The organism is uncultured Polaribacter sp. (genome assembly GCF_947501385.1).
In the GTDB taxonomy this organism is placed as follows: Bacteria; Bacteroidota; Bacteroidia; order Flavobacteriales; family Flavobacteriaceae; genus Polaribacter.
Map to the genome: position 1 here is coordinate 21,949 of NZ_CANMVP010000028.1, position 18,925 is coordinate 40,873.

10 protein-coding genes and 2 pseudogenes are annotated in these 18,925 nt (G+C 30.5%); 7 read left to right on the forward strand and 5 right to left on the reverse strand.

The annotated features are described in order from the left end of the window. Positions 1-47 precede the first annotated feature (47 nt). Positions 48-4,460: a translocation/assembly module TamB domain-containing protein gene (locus Q0998_RS16140; protein ID WP_299671699.1), complete on the reverse strand. Its 4,413-nt coding sequence runs from the start codon at positions 4,458-4,460 to the stop codon at positions 48-50. A 207-nt stretch (positions 4,461-4,667) separates the two neighbouring features. Here Q0998_RS16140 and tsaD point away from each other — a divergent pair, with 207 nt between their 5' ends. From tsaD to Q0998_RS16155, 3 genes are all read left to right on the forward strand, one after another. Then, positions 4,668-5,693, forward strand: coding sequence for a tRNA (adenosine(37)-N6)-threonylcarbamoyltransferase complex transferase subunit TsaD (gene tsaD, locus Q0998_RS16145; RefSeq protein ID WP_299671701.1), 1,026 nt, complete (start codon positions 4,668-4,670; stop codon positions 5,691-5,693). 3 nt (positions 5,694-5,696) lie between these two features. Then, on the forward strand, positions 5,697-7,553 hold the full coding sequence (locus Q0998_RS16150) for an LTA synthase family protein (RefSeq protein ID WP_299671703.1): 1,857 nt from the start codon (positions 5,697-5,699) through the stop codon (positions 7,551-7,553). A 158-nt stretch (positions 7,554-7,711) separates the two neighbouring features. Continuing rightward, positions 7,712-8,197, forward strand: coding sequence for a hypothetical protein (locus Q0998_RS16155; protein WP_299671705.1), 486 nt, complete (start codon positions 7,712-7,714; stop codon positions 8,195-8,197). 692 nt (positions 8,198-8,889) lie between these two features. Here Q0998_RS16155 and Q0998_RS16160 read toward each other — a convergent pair. Both Q0998_RS16160 and Q0998_RS16165 read right to left on the reverse strand, forming a co-directional pair. Further along, positions 8,890-9,057, reverse strand: a complete 168-nt coding sequence (locus Q0998_RS16160; RefSeq protein WP_299671707.1) for a hypothetical protein — start codon at positions 9,055-9,057, stop codon at positions 8,890-8,892. Between the two features lie 25 nt (positions 9,058-9,082). After that, on the reverse strand, positions 9,083-13,645 hold the full coding sequence (locus Q0998_RS16165) for a PKD domain-containing protein (RefSeq protein ID WP_299671709.1): 4,563 nt from the start codon (positions 13,643-13,645) through the stop codon (positions 9,083-9,085). Positions 13,646-13,804: 159 nt separating this feature from the next. Here Q0998_RS16165 and Q0998_RS16170 point away from each other — a divergent pair, with 159 nt between their 5' ends. Beyond that, the gene (locus tag Q0998_RS16170; RefSeq protein ID WP_299671710.1) at positions 13,805-15,868 is read left to right on the forward strand and encodes a response regulator; all 2,064 of its coding nucleotides are present in this window, start codon (positions 13,805-13,807) and stop codon (positions 15,866-15,868) included. 276 nt (positions 15,869-16,144) lie between these two features. Here the strand turns inward: Q0998_RS16170 and Q0998_RS16175 are convergent. After that, a pseudogene (locus tag Q0998_RS16175) lies at positions 16,145-16,258 on the reverse strand (ATP-binding protein); the annotation flags it as partial. On the opposite strand from Q0998_RS16175, the pseudogene Q0998_RS16180 reads away from it, so the two are divergent. Then, a pseudogene (locus Q0998_RS16180) lies at positions 16,259-16,375 on the forward strand (type II toxin-antitoxin system HigB family toxin); the annotation flags it as partial. It abuts the pseudogene before it with no gap. Next, on the forward strand, positions 16,365-16,718 hold the full coding sequence (locus Q0998_RS16185) for a helix-turn-helix domain-containing protein (RefSeq protein WP_299671712.1): 354 nt from the start codon (positions 16,365-16,367) through the stop codon (positions 16,716-16,718). The pseudogene Q0998_RS16180 and the gene Q0998_RS16185, both read left to right, overlap by 11 nt. A gap of 904 nt (positions 16,719-17,622) precedes the next feature. Here the strand turns inward: Q0998_RS16185 and Q0998_RS16190 are convergent. Beyond that, on the reverse strand, positions 17,623-18,030 hold the full coding sequence (locus tag Q0998_RS16190) for a DUF2721 domain-containing protein (protein WP_299671714.1): 408 nt from the start codon (positions 18,028-18,030) through the stop codon (positions 17,623-17,625). Between the two features lie 104 nt (positions 18,031-18,134). Between Q0998_RS16190 and Q0998_RS16195 the strand changes: the two genes are divergently transcribed. Then, positions 18,135-18,905, forward strand: coding sequence for a DUF1206 domain-containing protein (locus Q0998_RS16195; RefSeq protein ID WP_299671716.1), 771 nt, complete (start codon positions 18,135-18,137; stop codon positions 18,903-18,905). The last annotated feature ends 20 nt before the right edge of the window (positions 18,906-18,925 follow it).

Below are 18,925 nucleotides of genomic sequence, written 5' to 3' on the forward strand. Positions count from 1 at the left end.
ATTTCTTAATATGTTATAATTTTAAGAAAAATTTAGAGTTTCGTAAATTAATTCCCTTCAAAATTATTCAGCTCTTTTTCTCTTAGCTTCAAAGAATCTTTTAACGGTACTGTCTTTTTTACTGATTTTTTCTTTTTGTTGAATCCTATTTTCTTTAGCAATTCAGAAAGGGTATTAAAATTCACTTGGTAGGAAAGCCCAACTCCTTGTGTGTAGCCTTGATCTTCAATAGTGTATTGAATTTCATTTTGTCTGTTAAAAATAACACCTCTAAAGTTTCCTTCTTTGTTTAGGAGCACCTCAACTTTTACTTCACCAATAACACTAGATTGTGTTTGAGCACCAATAGGAACACCTACTTTTCCGTTGATAATAACTCTTTCACTAACTTGTGTGCTTACTGATAAATCTACTTGATTGTCTGTATTTAGCCTATCTAAATCATTGTCTCTTTGCCCCTGTTGATAATCTACACCCAACTGAAATTTACTGTCTACACTATTTAAAAGACTTGAAAATGCAGATGCAATTGCACTAGACGCCGTATTTGTAATGGTTGCATTTGCATCGAAATTGACTTTGTCTGGATTTACAAAATTACCAAATGCCAAAAGTGATATAAATTGCGTTGTTTTTTCATTTACATTGTTATCATTCAAAATAAATTCTAACTCATTCGCAATTGTGGGGTCTACGTTTGATAATTGAATGTCTAATTCTTGCTTAGAATTAAATAAACCGCCTGTAATTCTTGCCACCAAATCGACTTCTATATTTCTATTCGAATTAAAATTCTCCAATAAAACCCCTGGATTTGCTTTTGCTTTATAAACTGCTGTTACATCTAAATTTGCTGCTGCAGGGTTTCCGTTCCAAGAAACCGTTCCTCCTTTTTGAATCACAAATGGTTTGTTTACAATACCGCCATACTTAAAATCATAAACGCCACTATCTACCAAATAATCTCCAAACATGTTAAATTTTCCTCTGGTATTAATTTCTATTTGAAGGTTTCCAGAACCTCTACCAGATAATTGACTTCCGTAAACTTCGTCAATCACTACTTGAGCAATAGCATCTTTGGTTACCTCTAAATTGATATTTAAGGTCAAACCTTTTAAAGCTTCTAAAGCAACTTCTGTTTGCCTTTCTTTTACCTTAGTCTCATCTGATTTAAAGTGAATAAGATTAAAATTATCTACCGTTTCCACATCTTTTAAAGGAACTACAAAAATAGTTCCAGGCATTGTTTTCGCATTAAAATCTATGGTTAATCGGTCTGTTAAACCATAAATATCTGCTGAACCATCTATAAATGCTGTACCATAATACAAAGCTTCTTCTGTGTTTTTAGTATCTAACACCAGGAGGTTATTACTCTGAATTTTTAAATTTAAAAACCACTGTTTAAAATTATTGTGAGAAATATCTCCTTTTAAAATTCCTCTTGTTTTATTTTTAGTATCTAATATTTTAAAATCTTCAAAAATAAAAGATTGTTCTGACAATCTAATGATAGAGGCTCCTTCAAAATCATAATCTACATTTAAATAAGGAAATTTTAAGCCCGCATTTTTAAGTGTTAAGGCACCTTCCATATCTGGATTGTTTAAAAACCCTCTCACCGTAAAATCTCCAGTGGCAGTTCCTCTTAAAGAAGACAAAACATCTTGTCCTAAGGGGCTAAATGCATCCAACTTAAATTCTTCTAAATATACATTTAAATCTATAATGGGTCTTTCTGTAGAAAAATCTAAAGCACCTGTTGCAGCAATGCTTTTTACATCTTTATTTTCTATGGATAAGTTTACACTGTATTTTTCGTAAGAATTTTCTCCTTTTACATTTATAAATAAATCACCTTGATTAAAATTATTTACCTCAAAACCTTTGACAGTTAAAGAAGCTTCTGGACTGTAAATACCTTCTTTTTGAACAAAATCTAAATGACCAGAAAGCTCACCTTTTAAAGCTAAACTATCTATTTCGGGTAAAAAACTTTCCAATTTTACTTTTGTAAAATCTGCTAGCAAAACTTTATTTTCTGCTCCGTTTAGATTTCCTGTAAATTCAATTTTTTGTTCATCAGAAACTAATTTAAATTGACTAAAATTAAATTCATTCGTTTTTAAATCGAAGGTAATTTTATCTGTATTTTTTTGATCAGGATTTATATTCCAAGTATTTTCTTTAAATATAAAGGATGATTTTTCGAAGCCTAAAACAGATTTTCCTTCAGGATTAAATGTATAGAAAAAATCGAGATTAAAGTCTTCATTTTTTCGATCTCCACCTTTAAAAACCGACTTAAAATACAGCGTGTCATTTTCTGTTCTATTCAATAAGTTCAATTTAGAGACATTGTAATATGCCGTATGTACTTCGCCAGCAGTTAGTGAGGTGTTGTAAAGCGGGTTCTGATTATCTGTTCGTAAAAATATTTCTTTTACATCAACTCCATAAGCATCAATTCTTGGAGAGGTAAAATTTAATCGGAATAAATCTTTATCTGAATTAATTTTTCCTTTGATTTTTGTATTGTCGTCTATTGAAATTTCGGGAAAAAATACACTTACTATTTGGTTATAAACTGTAAAATTAAAATCTAAAAACTGATTTGGTGTTACTTTATAAGGTTGGTAATTTGTATAGATACTTCCCAAGGCATTTTGGGCAACTTTTGGCAATTCAGAAAATGAAAATTTACCTGTGATGTAACCGTTTGCAATATCTTTAGAATCTACATCTATTGTTTTTACACTATCTTTTATAGAGGAAGTAACTATAAATTCTTTAAAGGTATATTCCTTTTTTTGATTTGTATAAAGCACGTTTCTAAAAATTGCTTTTCCGATAATATCATCAAAAGTATTTCCTTGAATGTCTAATTCTATTTTTCCTTTTACAATAGAAATGGTATCTCTTGTAAAAAGATTGGTCTCTTTAAGGTTTAAATAAGAAATGTCAGATTTAAAATCGAACTTATGAATTTCTGATGATAAATCTGCTAAACCTGTAAACTCCATTTTAAAATTGACATCGTCTATCACCAAATCTCCATCAAACTTACTATTTTGATATTGACCATTTGCAACAATATTTTTATACGAATATCCATTAAAATTTAATTCAGATATGTTGCCAATAAAAGCAGTATTTATGTTTTCTAATTTAAAACCACTTCCATTGACATCTCCTTCTAAAGAAACTGTCCCAAAATTAGGGTCGTTAAAAAACGTCCCAATATTAAATTTTTGCAATTCTATATCTCCAATATAAGAAGCGGTGTCAATCTCATCAAAATTATTAATTTCTAAATCAGTAATAATTCCACCAATTTGAGAACTCATTGTTACTGTAGCATTTACTTTAGAATTGGTCACATTTATTTTCCCTCGAATTCTAAACTGTCCCAATTTCCCAAATTCTGAAGGCAAGTTCTTACCCAACACATTTGGCAATATATTTTTAAGTTCTCTATAAGTTGCTGTTAGATTGTTTAATTTCCCTCTAAAAACAAAACCTTTTTCAGGATTGATTGTGTTTTTAAAATAAAGATCTCCATTCAATTTAATTCCTTGTGCTGTAGAAAGTTTAAGATCATTTAAATTAAAATTATTTAATTCACCATTCATTTTCCCCGAAAAGGAAATTACATCTTCTCCATTTAATTCGTTATAATATTTCTTTAAATCTGAAACCTTTAATTTGCTTGGTTTAAAGTTGGCTTCTATATTTACTTTATCAATAAAACTTGTTAAATCTTCTCTCTTATAGGTAAAAAGGATGTCTCCGTTTATTTTAGAATTTTCGGTTTCTAAAATTGTCGCATTAAAATGCATGGCCGTTTTTGTAAAAGTATAATCTGTAGTTAAATTGGTTACTTTTAAATCTTTGTCTGTAACAAAATGCAATCCTCTAGAATTTATAGAAAAATCGGAATCTATAATTGATAAATTTTGCAAATTTCCCACAATCTTAGATGCAGAAAAATTTAGTGGTGTATTATTATTTTCATTTACAATTTTAAAATTCAGATTACTTACATAAACGTTTTCAGCTTTTAAAATAAAAGGAGGAGTTAAAGAATCTTTGGGTGTATCATTCTTAAAACTGTCTATAAAAATTGACATGTTATCATTGGTTTCACCTTTATAGGTTTTCATATAATAATAGCCGTCTTCTAAAGTAATGTCATCAAACAGAATTTCGCTATCTAAAACTTTTTTAGCACTTAAAAGAGAAGTACTTAGTTTGTTTACAAAAATTAAAGTGTCTTTATGATGATCTTTAATTTGAACATCTTTAAGTTCTATACTTCCTAAAAAAGACAAATTAATTTTACCAATACTTAAATCTGTACCAAAGTCTTCGTTTATTTTATTGGTAGCGTATTTTCCTAATTTTGTTTGAACATAAGAAGTTGAAAGTAAAATACTAATAAACAGCAAAAAGAGCACAATGTACCCTAACCATTTTAATATTATTTTTCCATTTTTTTTAATGACGAAGATGTTTAGTAATAATTAAAGAAAAATAATCAATAATATTGCCAAGTTGCACAAAGAACGTGCAAATTTAACAAAGAATTAAATTTCTATTCTTAAAAAAGGAAAATCAACCTAAAATTATACTTAATTTTGCCAAAATTGATATTATTGTTATAAATGAAAACACCAATTTATATTTTAGGAATCGAGTCTTCTTGTGACGATACGAGCGCATCTGTAATCTGTGATGCAAAAGTGCTAAGCAATGTGGTTGCCAACCAAGAAATACATTCTAAATATGGTGGTGTTGTGCCAGAATTAGCTTCTAGAGCACATCAACAAAATATAGTACCAGTTGTTCAGCAAGCTATAGAACAAGCAAATATTACAAAAGAAGCATTGTCTGCCATTGCTTTTACCAAAGGCCCTGGTTTAATGGGTTCTTTATTAGTAGGTACTTCGTTTGCAAAATCGTTGGCTTTAGGTTTAGAAATTCCATTAATAGATGTAAACCACATGCAGGCGCATATTTTAGCGCATTTTATAAAAGACGAAGAAAGCAAAATACCTCCTTTTCCGTTTATCTGTTTAACCATAAGTGGTGGTCATACACAAATAGTAAAAGTTGCCAACCATTTTGAAATGGAAGTTTTAGGTGAAACCATAGACGATGCGGTGGGTGAAGCGTTTGATAAATCTGCAAAAATATTAGGTTTACCCTATCCTGGAGGTCCTTTAATTGATACATATGCAAAATTAGGAAATCCAAAAGCGTTTCCTTTTACAAAACCAAAAGTAGGCGACTTAGATTTTAGTTTTAGCGGTTTAAAAACAGGAATTTTATATTTTATTCAGAGACAACAGCGCATAAATCCTAAATTTATTGAAGAAAACTTAAATGATATCTGTGCCTCTATTCAATTTACGATTGTAGAGATTTTAATGGAAAAATTAAAAAATGCTGTAAAACAAACAGGCATAAAACATATTGCAATTGCTGGTGGCGTTTCTGCAAATTCTGAAATTAGAAACCGTTTACAACTCGCAGAAAAACATTTTGGATGGACAACTTACATCCCCAAATTTGAATTCACAACAGACAATGCAGCCATGATAGCAATTACAGGTTATTTAAAATATCTAAATAAAGAGTATGCCACTATTTCGGTAACCGCAAAAGCACGTTTAAAAGTTACCGAGTAATAGATGAAACACTTTACAAACAGAATCTTATTTAATCTTTCCTATTTTATTTTATGGATGGTGTATTTTGTTTTTGCGCGTCTCTTCTTTTTATTATTTTACTTTGATAAAGTGCAAGAATTAGGGTTCGTTACATCCTTAAAAACATACTTGTATGGTTTTCAATTAGACGCTTCCTTTGCTGCATACTTGTGTTTGATTCCTTTTTTGTTGATTATTTTTTCAATATTTATCAATCCCAAAAAAGTAGGCAATCTTATAAAGTGGTATTCGTATATTTTAATAATTTTTATCAATCTATTATTAATTATAGATGCCAGTTTATACCAATCTTGGGGCGTGCGTTTAGACGCGACTTTACTAACGTATTTAAATACACCCGAAGTTATGATTGCTTCAGTTTCTAATTTTCAGATGATTTCTGGAATTGTATTTTGGGTATTATCCTCTTTTCTATTTATCAAAATATTCAAAACAACAATTAATAAAGTAGTTAAAAATGTACATACTGGCAATTGGTTAGAAACACCAATTTTTCTTTTCATTACAGCTGCATTAATAATTCCTTTAAGAGGTGGTTTACAAACCATTCCTGTAAATCAAAGTAATGTGTACTTTTCAAATAAAATGTTTGCAAATCATGCCTCGAACAATTTTGTTTGGAATTTTTTCAACACATTATCTCATAATACAGATACTACAAATCCGTATGTATTTTTTAGTGATGAAGTTGCAAAAAATACCATCAATAAAAGAAGAAATAAATTATTAGCAGCCAATACAGATCATATTTTAAACACCGCTAAACCCAATGTAATTTTAATTATCTGGGAAAGCCTTACAGCAAAAGTGGTTGGTTCTCTAGGTGGAGAACCTCATGTTACAGAAAATCTAAATAGGCTTTCTAAAGAAGGTATTTTATTCACTAATTTTTATGCCAATGGCGATAGAACCGACAAAGGAATTCCTGCGATTCTAAGTGGCTATTATCCACAGCCAACAAAAAGCATTATGAAAATGCCGAATAAAACCAGAAGTTTGCCCATGTTGCCTCAAAAAATGATGGATTTAGGGTACAAAACTTCTTTTTATCATGGTGGCGATTTAAATTTTGGAAACATGAATACCTATCTCCGAAATGCTGGAATTACAGATTTTGTGGAAGGCAGTGATTTTGATAAAAAAGATTGGAACTCTAAATGGGGAGCACATGATCATATTTTTATGAAACGTTTTGAAAAAGATTTAAAAGGTAAACAACAAACACCCTTTTTTAAAATTGCACTCACCTTAACTAGCCACGAACCTTTTGAAATTTTAGGAGATTATAAGTTTGGAAAAGATACTGAAGAAAATAAATTTCGAAGTGCACACGCATATACAGACAAAATAATTGGAGCGTTTATTGCCTTTTCAAAAAAACAACCTTGGTATAAAAATACGCTGATTGTTATCATGCCAGATCATGGACATAGTTTACCAAAACATGCAGAGACTTTTAATTCGCCGAAAAAATTTAAAATCCCGATGCTTTGGCTAGGTGGTGCTTTGCATAAAAAAGGCATCGAAGTAAATACTATTTCAAGTCAAGTTGATTTTCCTTACACCCTACTCGATTTACTAAAAGGAGATACTTCTGAATTTACTTTTAGTAAAAATTTATTCAATACTTCAGAAGAACAATACGTACACTATATTTTTAACAATGGTTTTGGTACCTTGACTAAAGACGGCATATTTGTGTATGACTTTACAAGTAAAAAAGCCATTTTAGAAGAAGGAAGCAACACAGCTGCTTTAGATTCTTTAGGAAAAGCGATTATACAAAACGCTTACCAAGATTTTTTAGATCGAAAATAAATTTTTTCCTTTCAACTTCTCTTCTGTATCTACAATATTGTGGTGCATATCTAGTTTCTTAGTTAGATTTGTTTCTAAATTAGAAAAAACATAACTTAGCTAACTTCTGATAAAATAAATTTTAATTCACTTTATTAGGAGTTGGTGATAATTTTGACATGACACATAAAAACACCTTTATTAACAAAGCAAAAACTGAACTTTCAAAAACTACATTTGAATTATTCAATAGTGTAAACAAAAACATTACTAATAAAATTGATTTTAAAAACATCAAAATTTCGAGTGATTTCGAAAAGGATTATATTAGAATAGAGTTAGATTCTGATTCAAATGGAAAATTGAAATTTAGAATTGAATTTTTTAAAGGATTGTCCGATTTTTTTATTGATGACGGAATTGAAATCTTCATTCAAAAAAAATTTCCAAGTTCTGCTAAATCTAAAAGTTATTTCAAACAATTTTTGACTGGTTCAATACGAAAAGATATTTATTTATCAAAAGAGAAAATTACAAAAACGGATTACTATTTAATTAATAACTCCTCTGAAAAATTAATATATGGTGAAATAAACATAATTGACATTTTTAGAACAAAAAGGAGCAAGAAGTCCATTTTATTTGCCCCATGGATAACTGAATAAAACTATCACCAACAACTAAGTATATGGCGTGCTGATAGGCCAACGCTATATATTTTGTTGACTAATCTGGGAAGTTTTTAGATAAGGGGGAAATCGAGGTTTTGAGAGTTACTTATAAAGAAGTGCTGCGTGTTATCTTTTCGATTTTATGTGTATATTTTGTGTTAAACCATCACTAAGCATTCATCTTTTTATTCTTGTTCACTTTCTCCACTTGCTATACAATTCCTGCTTATCAGTACCAGATTTTGTAGTCGGTATTTGCTCATTAATCAATTGCAAATAGTCTTCAGTCCTAACCTCACGGTTAACAACCTTGTGACTTACTAATGCTTCAGAGAGCCTGTCCTGAGCGAAGCCGAAGGGTTGCCCCTACCCATAAGGGACTTGCACCCTCTAGATTAATTATTTACCTTTCGATAAATTAAAGATGCCCATGCTGGGCACACACAACATATATAAAGACATGCTAAATGAATGCTTAACCAAAGGCAATTGATAGCTTGCTACATCTAATTTTCCTACGGAAAATCCTCGCACACAAAACCGCAACTTTCCATACAAAAACACGTTGCCAGTAGTTTAAGAAACTCAGAAACAGAATGTCTAATCGAGATAATTTTAGTGAACCAACTAAAGATACATTTATTATATTATAGAATGAGGAGGTAATATTAAAATAGAACCAATTCTTAAAACCCACTACCAGGAGATTCAGGACTTGAAGCTTGTGCTTTCTGTGGATTCAAAATTAAATAAGTACCTAAAGCTGTTAAAGTGGCATATTTACCATAGTTTCCAATTTTTTTTAATGCTTCTTTACGAGAAATATCTTCTAAAGTATTTTTTTGATGTTTCATTTTAATATCTTTTAAATTCTCGTTATTATTCTATATTTATTTTCTTTGTTTTAGTTCCTTTTTTTGATTGTAATTGTACCAAATAAATTCCAGTTTTTAAATATGGAAGTGTAACATTATTAACACCGTTTGCCATAAAATTTGTTGCTAAAATTTGCTTACCTAAAAGATCAAACAATGTCAATTTTGCTTTTCCATTCTGTACTCCAACAATTCTTAAATTGTCTTTTGATGATTTATATATACTAATATTTTCTAAAGCAAAATTATCAACATCTAGTACTTGTAAAGTAGTACGCAAAAAGAAACGCCCAATTCCGTTTATTGTTGATGTACTTGTAAACATATAATTTTCATCATTCAAATTAGTAAAAGTATTGTTTTGTTTGTCTTCTAAATAGACCTCAATTTCTAATGGAAGATTCAGAGATTCTATAGAAATTGTAACTGTTGTATCTGCTTCTAAATTCATCCCAACTGGGATTATCATATTCTCATAATCATGGTTTGGCAAACATTGTAAAGCAAAATCTACACCTTCACTACCCGAAACTAAATGTGTAAAAACGTTAAATGAATTTGAAGCTGCTTGAAACACACCTGCATCATAACCAATATCTAAATCTGTTGTTGAGTTATCAAAATATTTAATATGTGTTTTTCTTGTAGATGTATTATCTGTAATAGATAAATTAATTTCTGGATTTATGTTTTCGCTTTTAGAAAATATATTTCCTGTTTGATGCGTTTGCAAAGCCTCTGTAAAAGTGATGGTTTCTCCTCCATCAATAGCATTTACAAAAAATCCTTGTCCTGGTGCAATAAATCTTGTACTTCCAGTTGCATGATTATAAATATCATAAGAAGCTGTGCTTGCATTCCATTGATAAATAGCCACTTTTGTAGGGTCTAATTTGTTTGCATTAACCGTTAAAAAATTATTGGTTGCGTGTGCATCATCATTTAAATTGATGGCTGATGCAAACGGATTTCCTATTAAATTCCATTTATTGCCAACTCCTCCACTATTATCTGTAATTGCAATTGGTACAGGTTCTGTAAATAAAGTTCCAGAAAAATTAAATGTACCAGCAGTTGTTCTTTTTACTGAATATCCTTTTCCTTTTAAAAAGATTCCTGCAACATCTATATCATTTGCACCAGAATTGTCTGTGTAATAATTATAACGATTTGTGGCTAAACTATTATCATAAGTTGCTACTGCATATTTGTTACCACTTGTTATCACATCGTTTTTAAAATCACTAATATTTTGTCCATTTACAGGTGAGGATAAAAAATGCCAACCTTCTGCATCTGCTGGATTTACTGTTGCTGTTACATATCTAGTATATTGTACATTTCCTGTTCCTGTTTGTGTGCCTTCTAGAATTAAAGAACCATTGTCCGTAGCATCAGATTTTATAGTGAATGTTCCGTTATTTGTTAAATTTCCTTTTATGGTTAATGTTCCTGTAGGTGTTATCTCTAAAGTAGCTCCAGCATCTATTGTTAAATCATTCATTTCATTTAAGCCTAAATTAATCATAGGATTGTTTGGTGTGCCAGCAGGAATAACTGTATTTAAACTAATGGTTGGCACGCCTCCACTCCAATTTGCTGCTGTAAACCAAGTATTGTCTGTAACACCTAACCAAGTATTTACAAAAGAAACTTCTACTGTTACTCTATTTGAGGTTTCTTCAGCTATAATTCTTTTGATGTTTGTTGCAGAAGTTAATGAATTTGACACTAAAAAGTTACCATCTGCTTCTATGGCAATTCCAAAAACACGTGCACTAAGACTTGTGTTGGTTACAGTGGTTATTGTAGTACCACCTACACTCATTCTTTTTACTACATTATTACCAGAATCTGCAATTAAAATATTGCCATCTGCTTCTTGTTCTAAATACCTTGGAGAACTAAATCCACTACCTAAAGAAACAATATTAGAACCATCTGCATCCATTCTTTTTATAGTTGTTCCATTATTTTCTGTTACCAGAATTTTACCATCGCTTTGTATAGCAACGCCATAAGGCGTGTTAAAACTGGCTAACGTTACAATATTAGTTCCATCTGCGTCCATTCTTTTAATAACATCATTACCTCTATCTGAAATTATTATTTTACCATCAGCATCTACTGCTACATCAGAAGGACCACTAAAGCCAGAACCAAGAACGGTTTTGTTAGTTCCATCTGCATCATATCTAACAATTTCATTACCACTTAAATCTGCTACAATAATTTTACCATCTTGCAAAACTGTAATACCATAAGGATTACTTAAACCAGAGGAAACTAAAGTTGTCAAATTAGAGCCATCTGCATTCATTCTTTTTATATCTCTATTATTGCCATCAACCACTAAAATTTTACCATCACTTTGTACGGCTACACCTCTTACTCCTCCAAAACCACTACCTAAAGAAGTTGCAGTTATCGGTTTAAATTGTTCTACATAATAAGTGCTTTCTGTTAATGCTGCTGAATTGCTTAATGCTGTACCTCCAGAAGCTGCTTCATACCATTTTGCTGTGAAGTTTGTTGTTGGTGTTGCTGCTAAATCGTCTACTGTATTGTTAGGTAATACTTGTACTTTATCGCTAATTCGTTTTGCGGTTACTGCAAAACGAGCTATACTTTCTGCACCACTTATAGTTTGTGAGCTATAATAAATGGTATTGTCTGTTAGTAATGTTGATGTAGATAATGCAGTACCTCCTGTAGCTGCTAAATACCATTTTATAGCTGTTCCAGTAACTGATAAATCTGCAACTGTTTTATCATCTCCCGCAAAAATCTGGGTAGTTAAACCAGAAGGCTCAGTAACAGCAACTACTTCTACTGCCACTCTATTAGAAGTATAACTTTCTACAACTTTTTTTAAATCTTGACTGTTTTCAAAAAGAATAATTGCACCATTTGCATCTACAACCATCCCTCTAGGACGTTCAAGAGTAGCAACAGTAGCTACTTGTGTAACTTCTTCTGTAGTTTCGTTGTATCGTATCAATTCTAGATCACTACGAGTTTGACGATATACATATATCAAATCATTGGGGGCTACAGCCAATGCAAAAGAACCATAGAACCACGAAACAAAAGGTATCACTTCTTTAACGCCAAAAAACAATTTTTCTAATACTTGGTTATGTTCATTTAAGATTAACATATGGCCATCATTCCCTAATGCAAGACCAGCTACACTAGGTAAACCACGTATACCATATGGTTCAAATAGATTGCTTCCATCTGCATCTATTCTTTGCAATCCAGCTGTATCATTATCAAATTGATTTGTCAACAGAATTCTACCATCTACATCTTCTTCTAAATACTGAAATTTAAGACCACTAGCTAATGTAATAGGATTTGTACCATCTGCATTTAGTCTTACTACACTAGCAGAAAAAATATTACCCACACGAATTAAAATTTTACCATCAGACTGAACAGCAATGGATTCAGCATTTTGAGTGGAAAGCGTACGAATATTAGAACCATCTGGGTTTGCTATTTTTAAATCGCTTCCATTGGCTATTAATAATTGTCCATCTGCTTGTATGTCCAAATGACCTCTAGCACCTAAACCAGTAGCTAAAGTTGTAATGGTTGTAGGTGCTGTTTGATCTATATAATACGTACCTGTTGTTAATGTTTCTGTTCCTATTAAGGCTGTTCCCCCAGAAGGTGAGGTATACCATTTTATAGTGTTATTTGTACTTGGGTTGGCCGTTAAATCAGCTACAGTACTTCCTGGCTCTACACTTTGTATGGCACTACTAATTTGTTTTGTAGTTACAGCGAGTCTAAAACTTTCAAATGTATTTATTGTTTGTGAAGCATAATAGATTGTATTGTCTGTTAACAAGGTGGTTGTTGGTAATACATTGCCATCTGTATATGCATCATACCATTTTATGGCTGTTCCGTTTACGGTTAAATCTGCGATTGTTTTATCATCTCCAACAAAAATTTGAGTTGGGTTTCCTGTTGGTGGTGAAATAGGTTTAGGCAAAACTCTAATAAATTTATGAATAGAATCGGTTCCAAACCCATTAGTAACTGTTAAAGCAACTGTAAATTTAGCTAGATCTGTATAAGTATGTGTTGGGTTTTGTGCTGTTGATGTGTTACCATCTCCAAAATTCCAAAGCCTACTAACTATTGCAGAGCCATTATCTGTAGAAGTGTCAGTAAAATTAACTGTAAAAGGTGTATTTCCTGAAACATTTTTATCATCGACACCATTGCTTGAAAAATTAGCTGTTGGATTAGAAACTTTAATAAATTTTTCTTTTGCAATATGCTTGGTATTGCCTAACACATCAGTAACTGATAATGAGACTGCATAATTACCAACATTACTGTAAGAATGTGATGAATTTTGGGCTGTTGATGTATTTCCGTCTCCAAAATCCCCATGAAACTTTGTTCCATCTAGAGATAGATAATTAAATAAAATTTCATTCTCTGTAAAAACATTAGTGTCAGTACTTGTCACTAAATCTGATATTTGCGCTAAACAGTTGGTCGCTATAAAAAAAAGCAATACAGTTATTAAAGTAGGCTTATACATCGTAATTCATATTTTGTGCAAAAATCATTTTTTCATTAATCAATTTTGTGTCAATCGCAGTCAATTTTGTGTCATTTTTGTTTTTAAACCTATAAATAACCTTATTTTATATCTTAGTTTTTTATTTTTGATGAAAACAGCTTATAATAGTAGCTTTTCATGAATATTAAAGAACTCTATAAAAATTTTAAGAATATTGGTATTACTGACACTTTAGTAAAACAGGAAAAAAAACGTATTCGATTGCTAAATATTTTTTGTTTTAACTGGTTAATAATTGAAGTTGTTTTTTTTGTAAAAGATGCTATTTTAATTGATGGCCCTATTGCTCAATTATTAACACATTTAAGCCTGTTTATTGGCATTGGGATTATTGTTTTTTTACAGTACAGGAAGCTCCATAAACAAGCAATTGCGTTATTTTACTTTTTGTTATTTTATGGGGTTTTTATGTTCTGTAATGTTACTGAAAGAGGCATATATGTAGAATATTTTTATATTTTAATTCCAGTTTTTTTATTGCTTTTTATCAACAATAAGTACATTTTATATGCTACATTTTTAATTTCTTATCTGTTATTTATTATTCCCACTAATTTTTTGTCCATTTATCCTGAAGGTACTTTTGGTACTCCTTTATTAATTTTATTACAATTTTTTGCTTTCTTTTTTATAGTGCAACACTTTAAAAGAGAAAACCTGTTGAATGAAGCGTTATTAGAATCAAAAAGAAAAGAATTGGAGAATTTAAATGATTTTCAATCTCAATTTTTCATTAATGTTTCACATGAAGTGAGAACACCATTAACTCTAATGAAAGGTGAACTCGATAATCTTGAAGAAGGTGCTAAAAATTCTACTATTTTATATGTAAAAAATGCTGTAAATAAGCAAATTAATAAGGTTAAAAAAATTGTAGATGATGTTTTAGATTTGGCTAGAATGAAAGATACAAACTTTACGCTAAATAAGAAGGAGTCTTCATTAAATGATTTGATATACAAGATATTTACTTCTTTTCAACCTTTGGCTATTCAGAAAGAAATAATGATGAATTTTTCCATGCACAAAAATATTTTTTTTGTAAATATTGATAAACTTTTTTTAGAAAGAGCCATTAATAATATTATTATAAATGCAATAAAATATACACCAAAAAAAGGCAGTATTTTTATAGCTTTGTATCAAGAAAAAAAAAGTGTTATTTTATCTGTTAAAGATTCAGGAATTGGAATTCCAAAAGATGATATCAACTTAATCTCCAATCGTTTTTATCAAGTAAATAACAGTATAAATAAAGCTGGTGGAAGTGGAATTGGATTAGCTTTCAGTAAGGAAATTATTCAATTTCATGATGGTCTTTTACGCATTGAAAGCAAATTAAATGAAGGAAGTGTTTTTTCAATTAAACTACCTTTATTAAAGCACATACCTAAAGCTAAAAAATCATCAATAGATATTTTTCAAGAGAAAGAAGACAACTTTTTTACAGATACTACTCAAAAAAATATTTTAGTAGTTGATGACAATTTTGAGATGCGAATGTATTTAAAGTCTATTTTAAAAGAATACAACTGTTTAGAAGCAGAAAACGGAATAGAAGCGCTGAACATGCTGTCAAAGCATACGATCGATTTTATTCTAACCGATAATATGATGCCTATCTTAAACGGTATAGATTTTATAAAAAGAGTAAAAGAAATTCAAATAGATACGCCTATTTTAATGCTAACGGCAAAGACAGATAGAGAAAGTAAATTAGAAGTTTTGCGTTTGGGAATAGACGATTTTATGAGCAAACCTTTTGAAAAAGAAGAATTACTTATTCGAATAAAAAACGCTTTGCATAATCATCAAAAAAGAAGTGATTTCTTAAAAAAAACCAATATTTCAGAAAAAGAAGTTGTAAAAAGTGAATGGATTACCAAAGTAGAAAAATATGTACTTAACAATTGTAATAATATCAAACTGAATAATGATGATATTGCTGAGTATTTTTTAATGTCGAGAAGTACTTTAAACAGAAAAATAAAAAGTGAAACAGGTCTTACTCCCAAAGAATTGATTACTGAAGTAAAATTGCAAAAAGCTTACAAATTAATCAATTCAAATACTTTTACTTCTTTGAAATCAGTTTCTTTGGAAGTGGGTTATTTACATACTTCTCATTTTTCTAAAATCTATAAAGAACGTTTTGGGAAAGTTCCTTTTAGTGATGTTTAAATTAAATCTTAAAACTCACGTTCCCTAAACTCACTATCAATAAATTTCAATATGTTTTTTAACAGTATTGAAGGTATAAGATAGCTTAATACAATCATTTTAACTTCATACACATAGTTTGTGGTTGTAAAAACTGATTGGGTCTTGAAGTTGTAATGCGTTATTCATTGTTTTAAAGAAAACACATCTATATTTTGCCACTGTAATGTTGCTGTTAAACGATCATTCAATAATTTTTTTCTAAACTTTAAATTGGGTGCGTAAAAACAAGAATCTTCACCCCAACCAACCTTCTCTATCCAAACTTCTATATTGAATAGCTTCTGCAATATGATCAGGAGAAATATCTTTCGTATTTGCTAAGTCAGCAATAGTTCTAGACACTTTTAAAAATACCGATTAATAGTTGAGATAAATTACCCTCGTAAATGGGTATTTATACTTTTTATTGGAACTCACAAAGAATACGATAACATTGATGTAAATACTATCTGGTATGGAAATTAAAGCAATTAAAACAGAAAAAGATTGCAACAAAGCATTGGTTAGATTAAAATCGATATTCCAAGCTGATAAGGAAACGCCAGATGACGAGGCGGAAGTGCTGTCAATCCTAATCGAAAAATACGAGGACGAACATTATCCAATGGGTATACCCGACCCTATTGAAGCGATAAAATTCCGAATGAAACAAATGGGGATGAATCAAAAAGACCTCGCAGAAGTTGTTGGTTTTACGAGTCGAGTAAGTGAAATCCTAAACCGAAAACGCAAGTTGACGTTAAATATGATTAGAAAATTAAGTGCCACTTTGCAAATTCCTACCGAAGTATTAGTTCAGGAATATTAACGGAAAAGCCTGTTGCCGAGCTGTATAAACTTTATTACTTGCTTCTTGCCTACTTTCGAAAGTTCTCGCAGACTTTCTTGGTCAGAAATTATTTACTAATTTTACTACTAAACCAACGCAACTCATCATATATAACAACTTTGTGACAGCTAAAATCAAGCACAATAAAAAAATATATAAGTATACTACTACTAACATTTATTACCATTTCTTTTAATGGGCAATCTGAAACTAAAACCGAAAGAAATGTAGGTGAACCTTGTCAAGATTGCGAAGGCACTTTAGATTTTAAGATATTAAATCTAACACCAAAACCAACTGATACCTTACCTGGTTTTCAAGAAAATAGCCCTAAAATTAAAATAACGGGAACAGTATTACAAAGAGACGGAAAAACGCCAGCAGAAAATATTCTATTATATCTGTATCACGTTGACAGCAACGGAATTTATCAACCAAGTAATAAACCAATTGGCTGGGAAAAACAACACGGAAAGTACCGAGGATGGCTAAAGACAGGTAAAGATGGTAGGTTTACTTTTTACACTTTTTACACTTTCCGACCAGTATCCTATCCAGAAGTTCAAGAGCCAGCACATATTCATGTATATGTTAAAGAACCAAATACAATACCTTACTATATAGATAGCTATGTATTCGAGGATGACCTAACTCTTATCAAAGAAATAAAAGAATCGAAAAAAAATAGAGGTGGCTCTGGAATAATCAAACTCGAAATGAAAAATGGAATTATGACAGCAAACAGAAATTTAATTTTAGGTTTGAATATTCCTAATTATGAATAAAAACGTTGCAAAACGTATATAAAAACTAAAATTAGAAGAAAGACACTATATACAAGCCGTGTAAGAAAATGCTCTTAAATATGGTATCCAGAAAACCTTTATTTATTTCCTAAATGCTCTTCAATATCTGCAATATGATGTTGCAATGCTTCTGCAGAAATCTGAATTTCTTTTATTAAAAGTGCCAAAGAAATCATCAATAAAATAAGCGCAAAACCAAAAACATAGACAGCGATGAGTTGCTCGCCAACATAAATTAAAAACATTGTTACCACACAAAAGAGCAAACTAGAAATACCAAAAATCTGCATCCATCGTGTAAGATTTAATCTTAACTTTAAGTTTTTAATTTGTCTTAAAAGAGCATCGTCTTTTTTTTCTAAAAAAATATCATGTAAATTTCTTATGACAGCTGCGTAGGCCAAAAATCTGTTTGTATACGCAAGCATTATCAACGAAATAGCTGAAAATAAAAGTGCGGGTGTAGTTAATGTAAGTTGTTCCATAGTGAGCGACAAAATTAACAATTAAATTCAAATGCATTAATATTTAGTTTGATTGTATTAAAACGCAACATTTATAAAAACTAGTTTTGTTGAAAATTTAGAACATGGTAGAAATAATTAGAAAAATTGGTATTATCACAAAGGGAATTGTATATTCTATTTTAGGCTTCTTAACTTTATTAGCCGCTATTGGTTCTGGTGGTAAAATTTCTGGTAAAAATGAAGTGATTTCTTTTTTAGAAGATCAAACTTTTGGAAATATCCTATTAATTCTACTATGCTTAGGATTATATTTCTATAGTTTTTGGAAACTGTATTCTGCATTTTTAGACGGCAAAAAAGAAGGCTCAGATAAAGCTGGCATTGCCAAAAGAATTGGCTACTTTTTTAGTGGTATTATTTATGGCGCATTAGCAACTTCTACCATTTTAAATTTTTTAGATGTAAGTTCTAATGCCGATTTAAATACAAAACGAAGTGCAACAGAAACACTTTTGCAATCAGCTAGTGGCGTTGTTGTTTTATATATTGTTTCTGTAATTCTTCTAGGAGTTGGGGTGTATCAAATATACAAAGGCTACAGCAAGAAATTTTTAGATGATCTTAATATTGGGAACGAAGATTCCAAACAGGTCATTGAAAAAACAGGGATATTTGGTCATATTGCCCGTGGCATATCATTCTTAATTTTTGCCTTTTTCGTTTTTATGGCCTTGCAAAAAAATGAATCTGAACAAATTAAAGGTATCCAAGGAATGTTTAATTTCCTACAATCTTTTTCTTGGGGAAATATTCTGATGGGATTAATGGCAGTAGGTTTTATTTGCTACGGAGTTTATCAATACTTTTTAGCCAGATTTAGTTCGTTAAATTAAATTCAGAATTAGTACTTTTG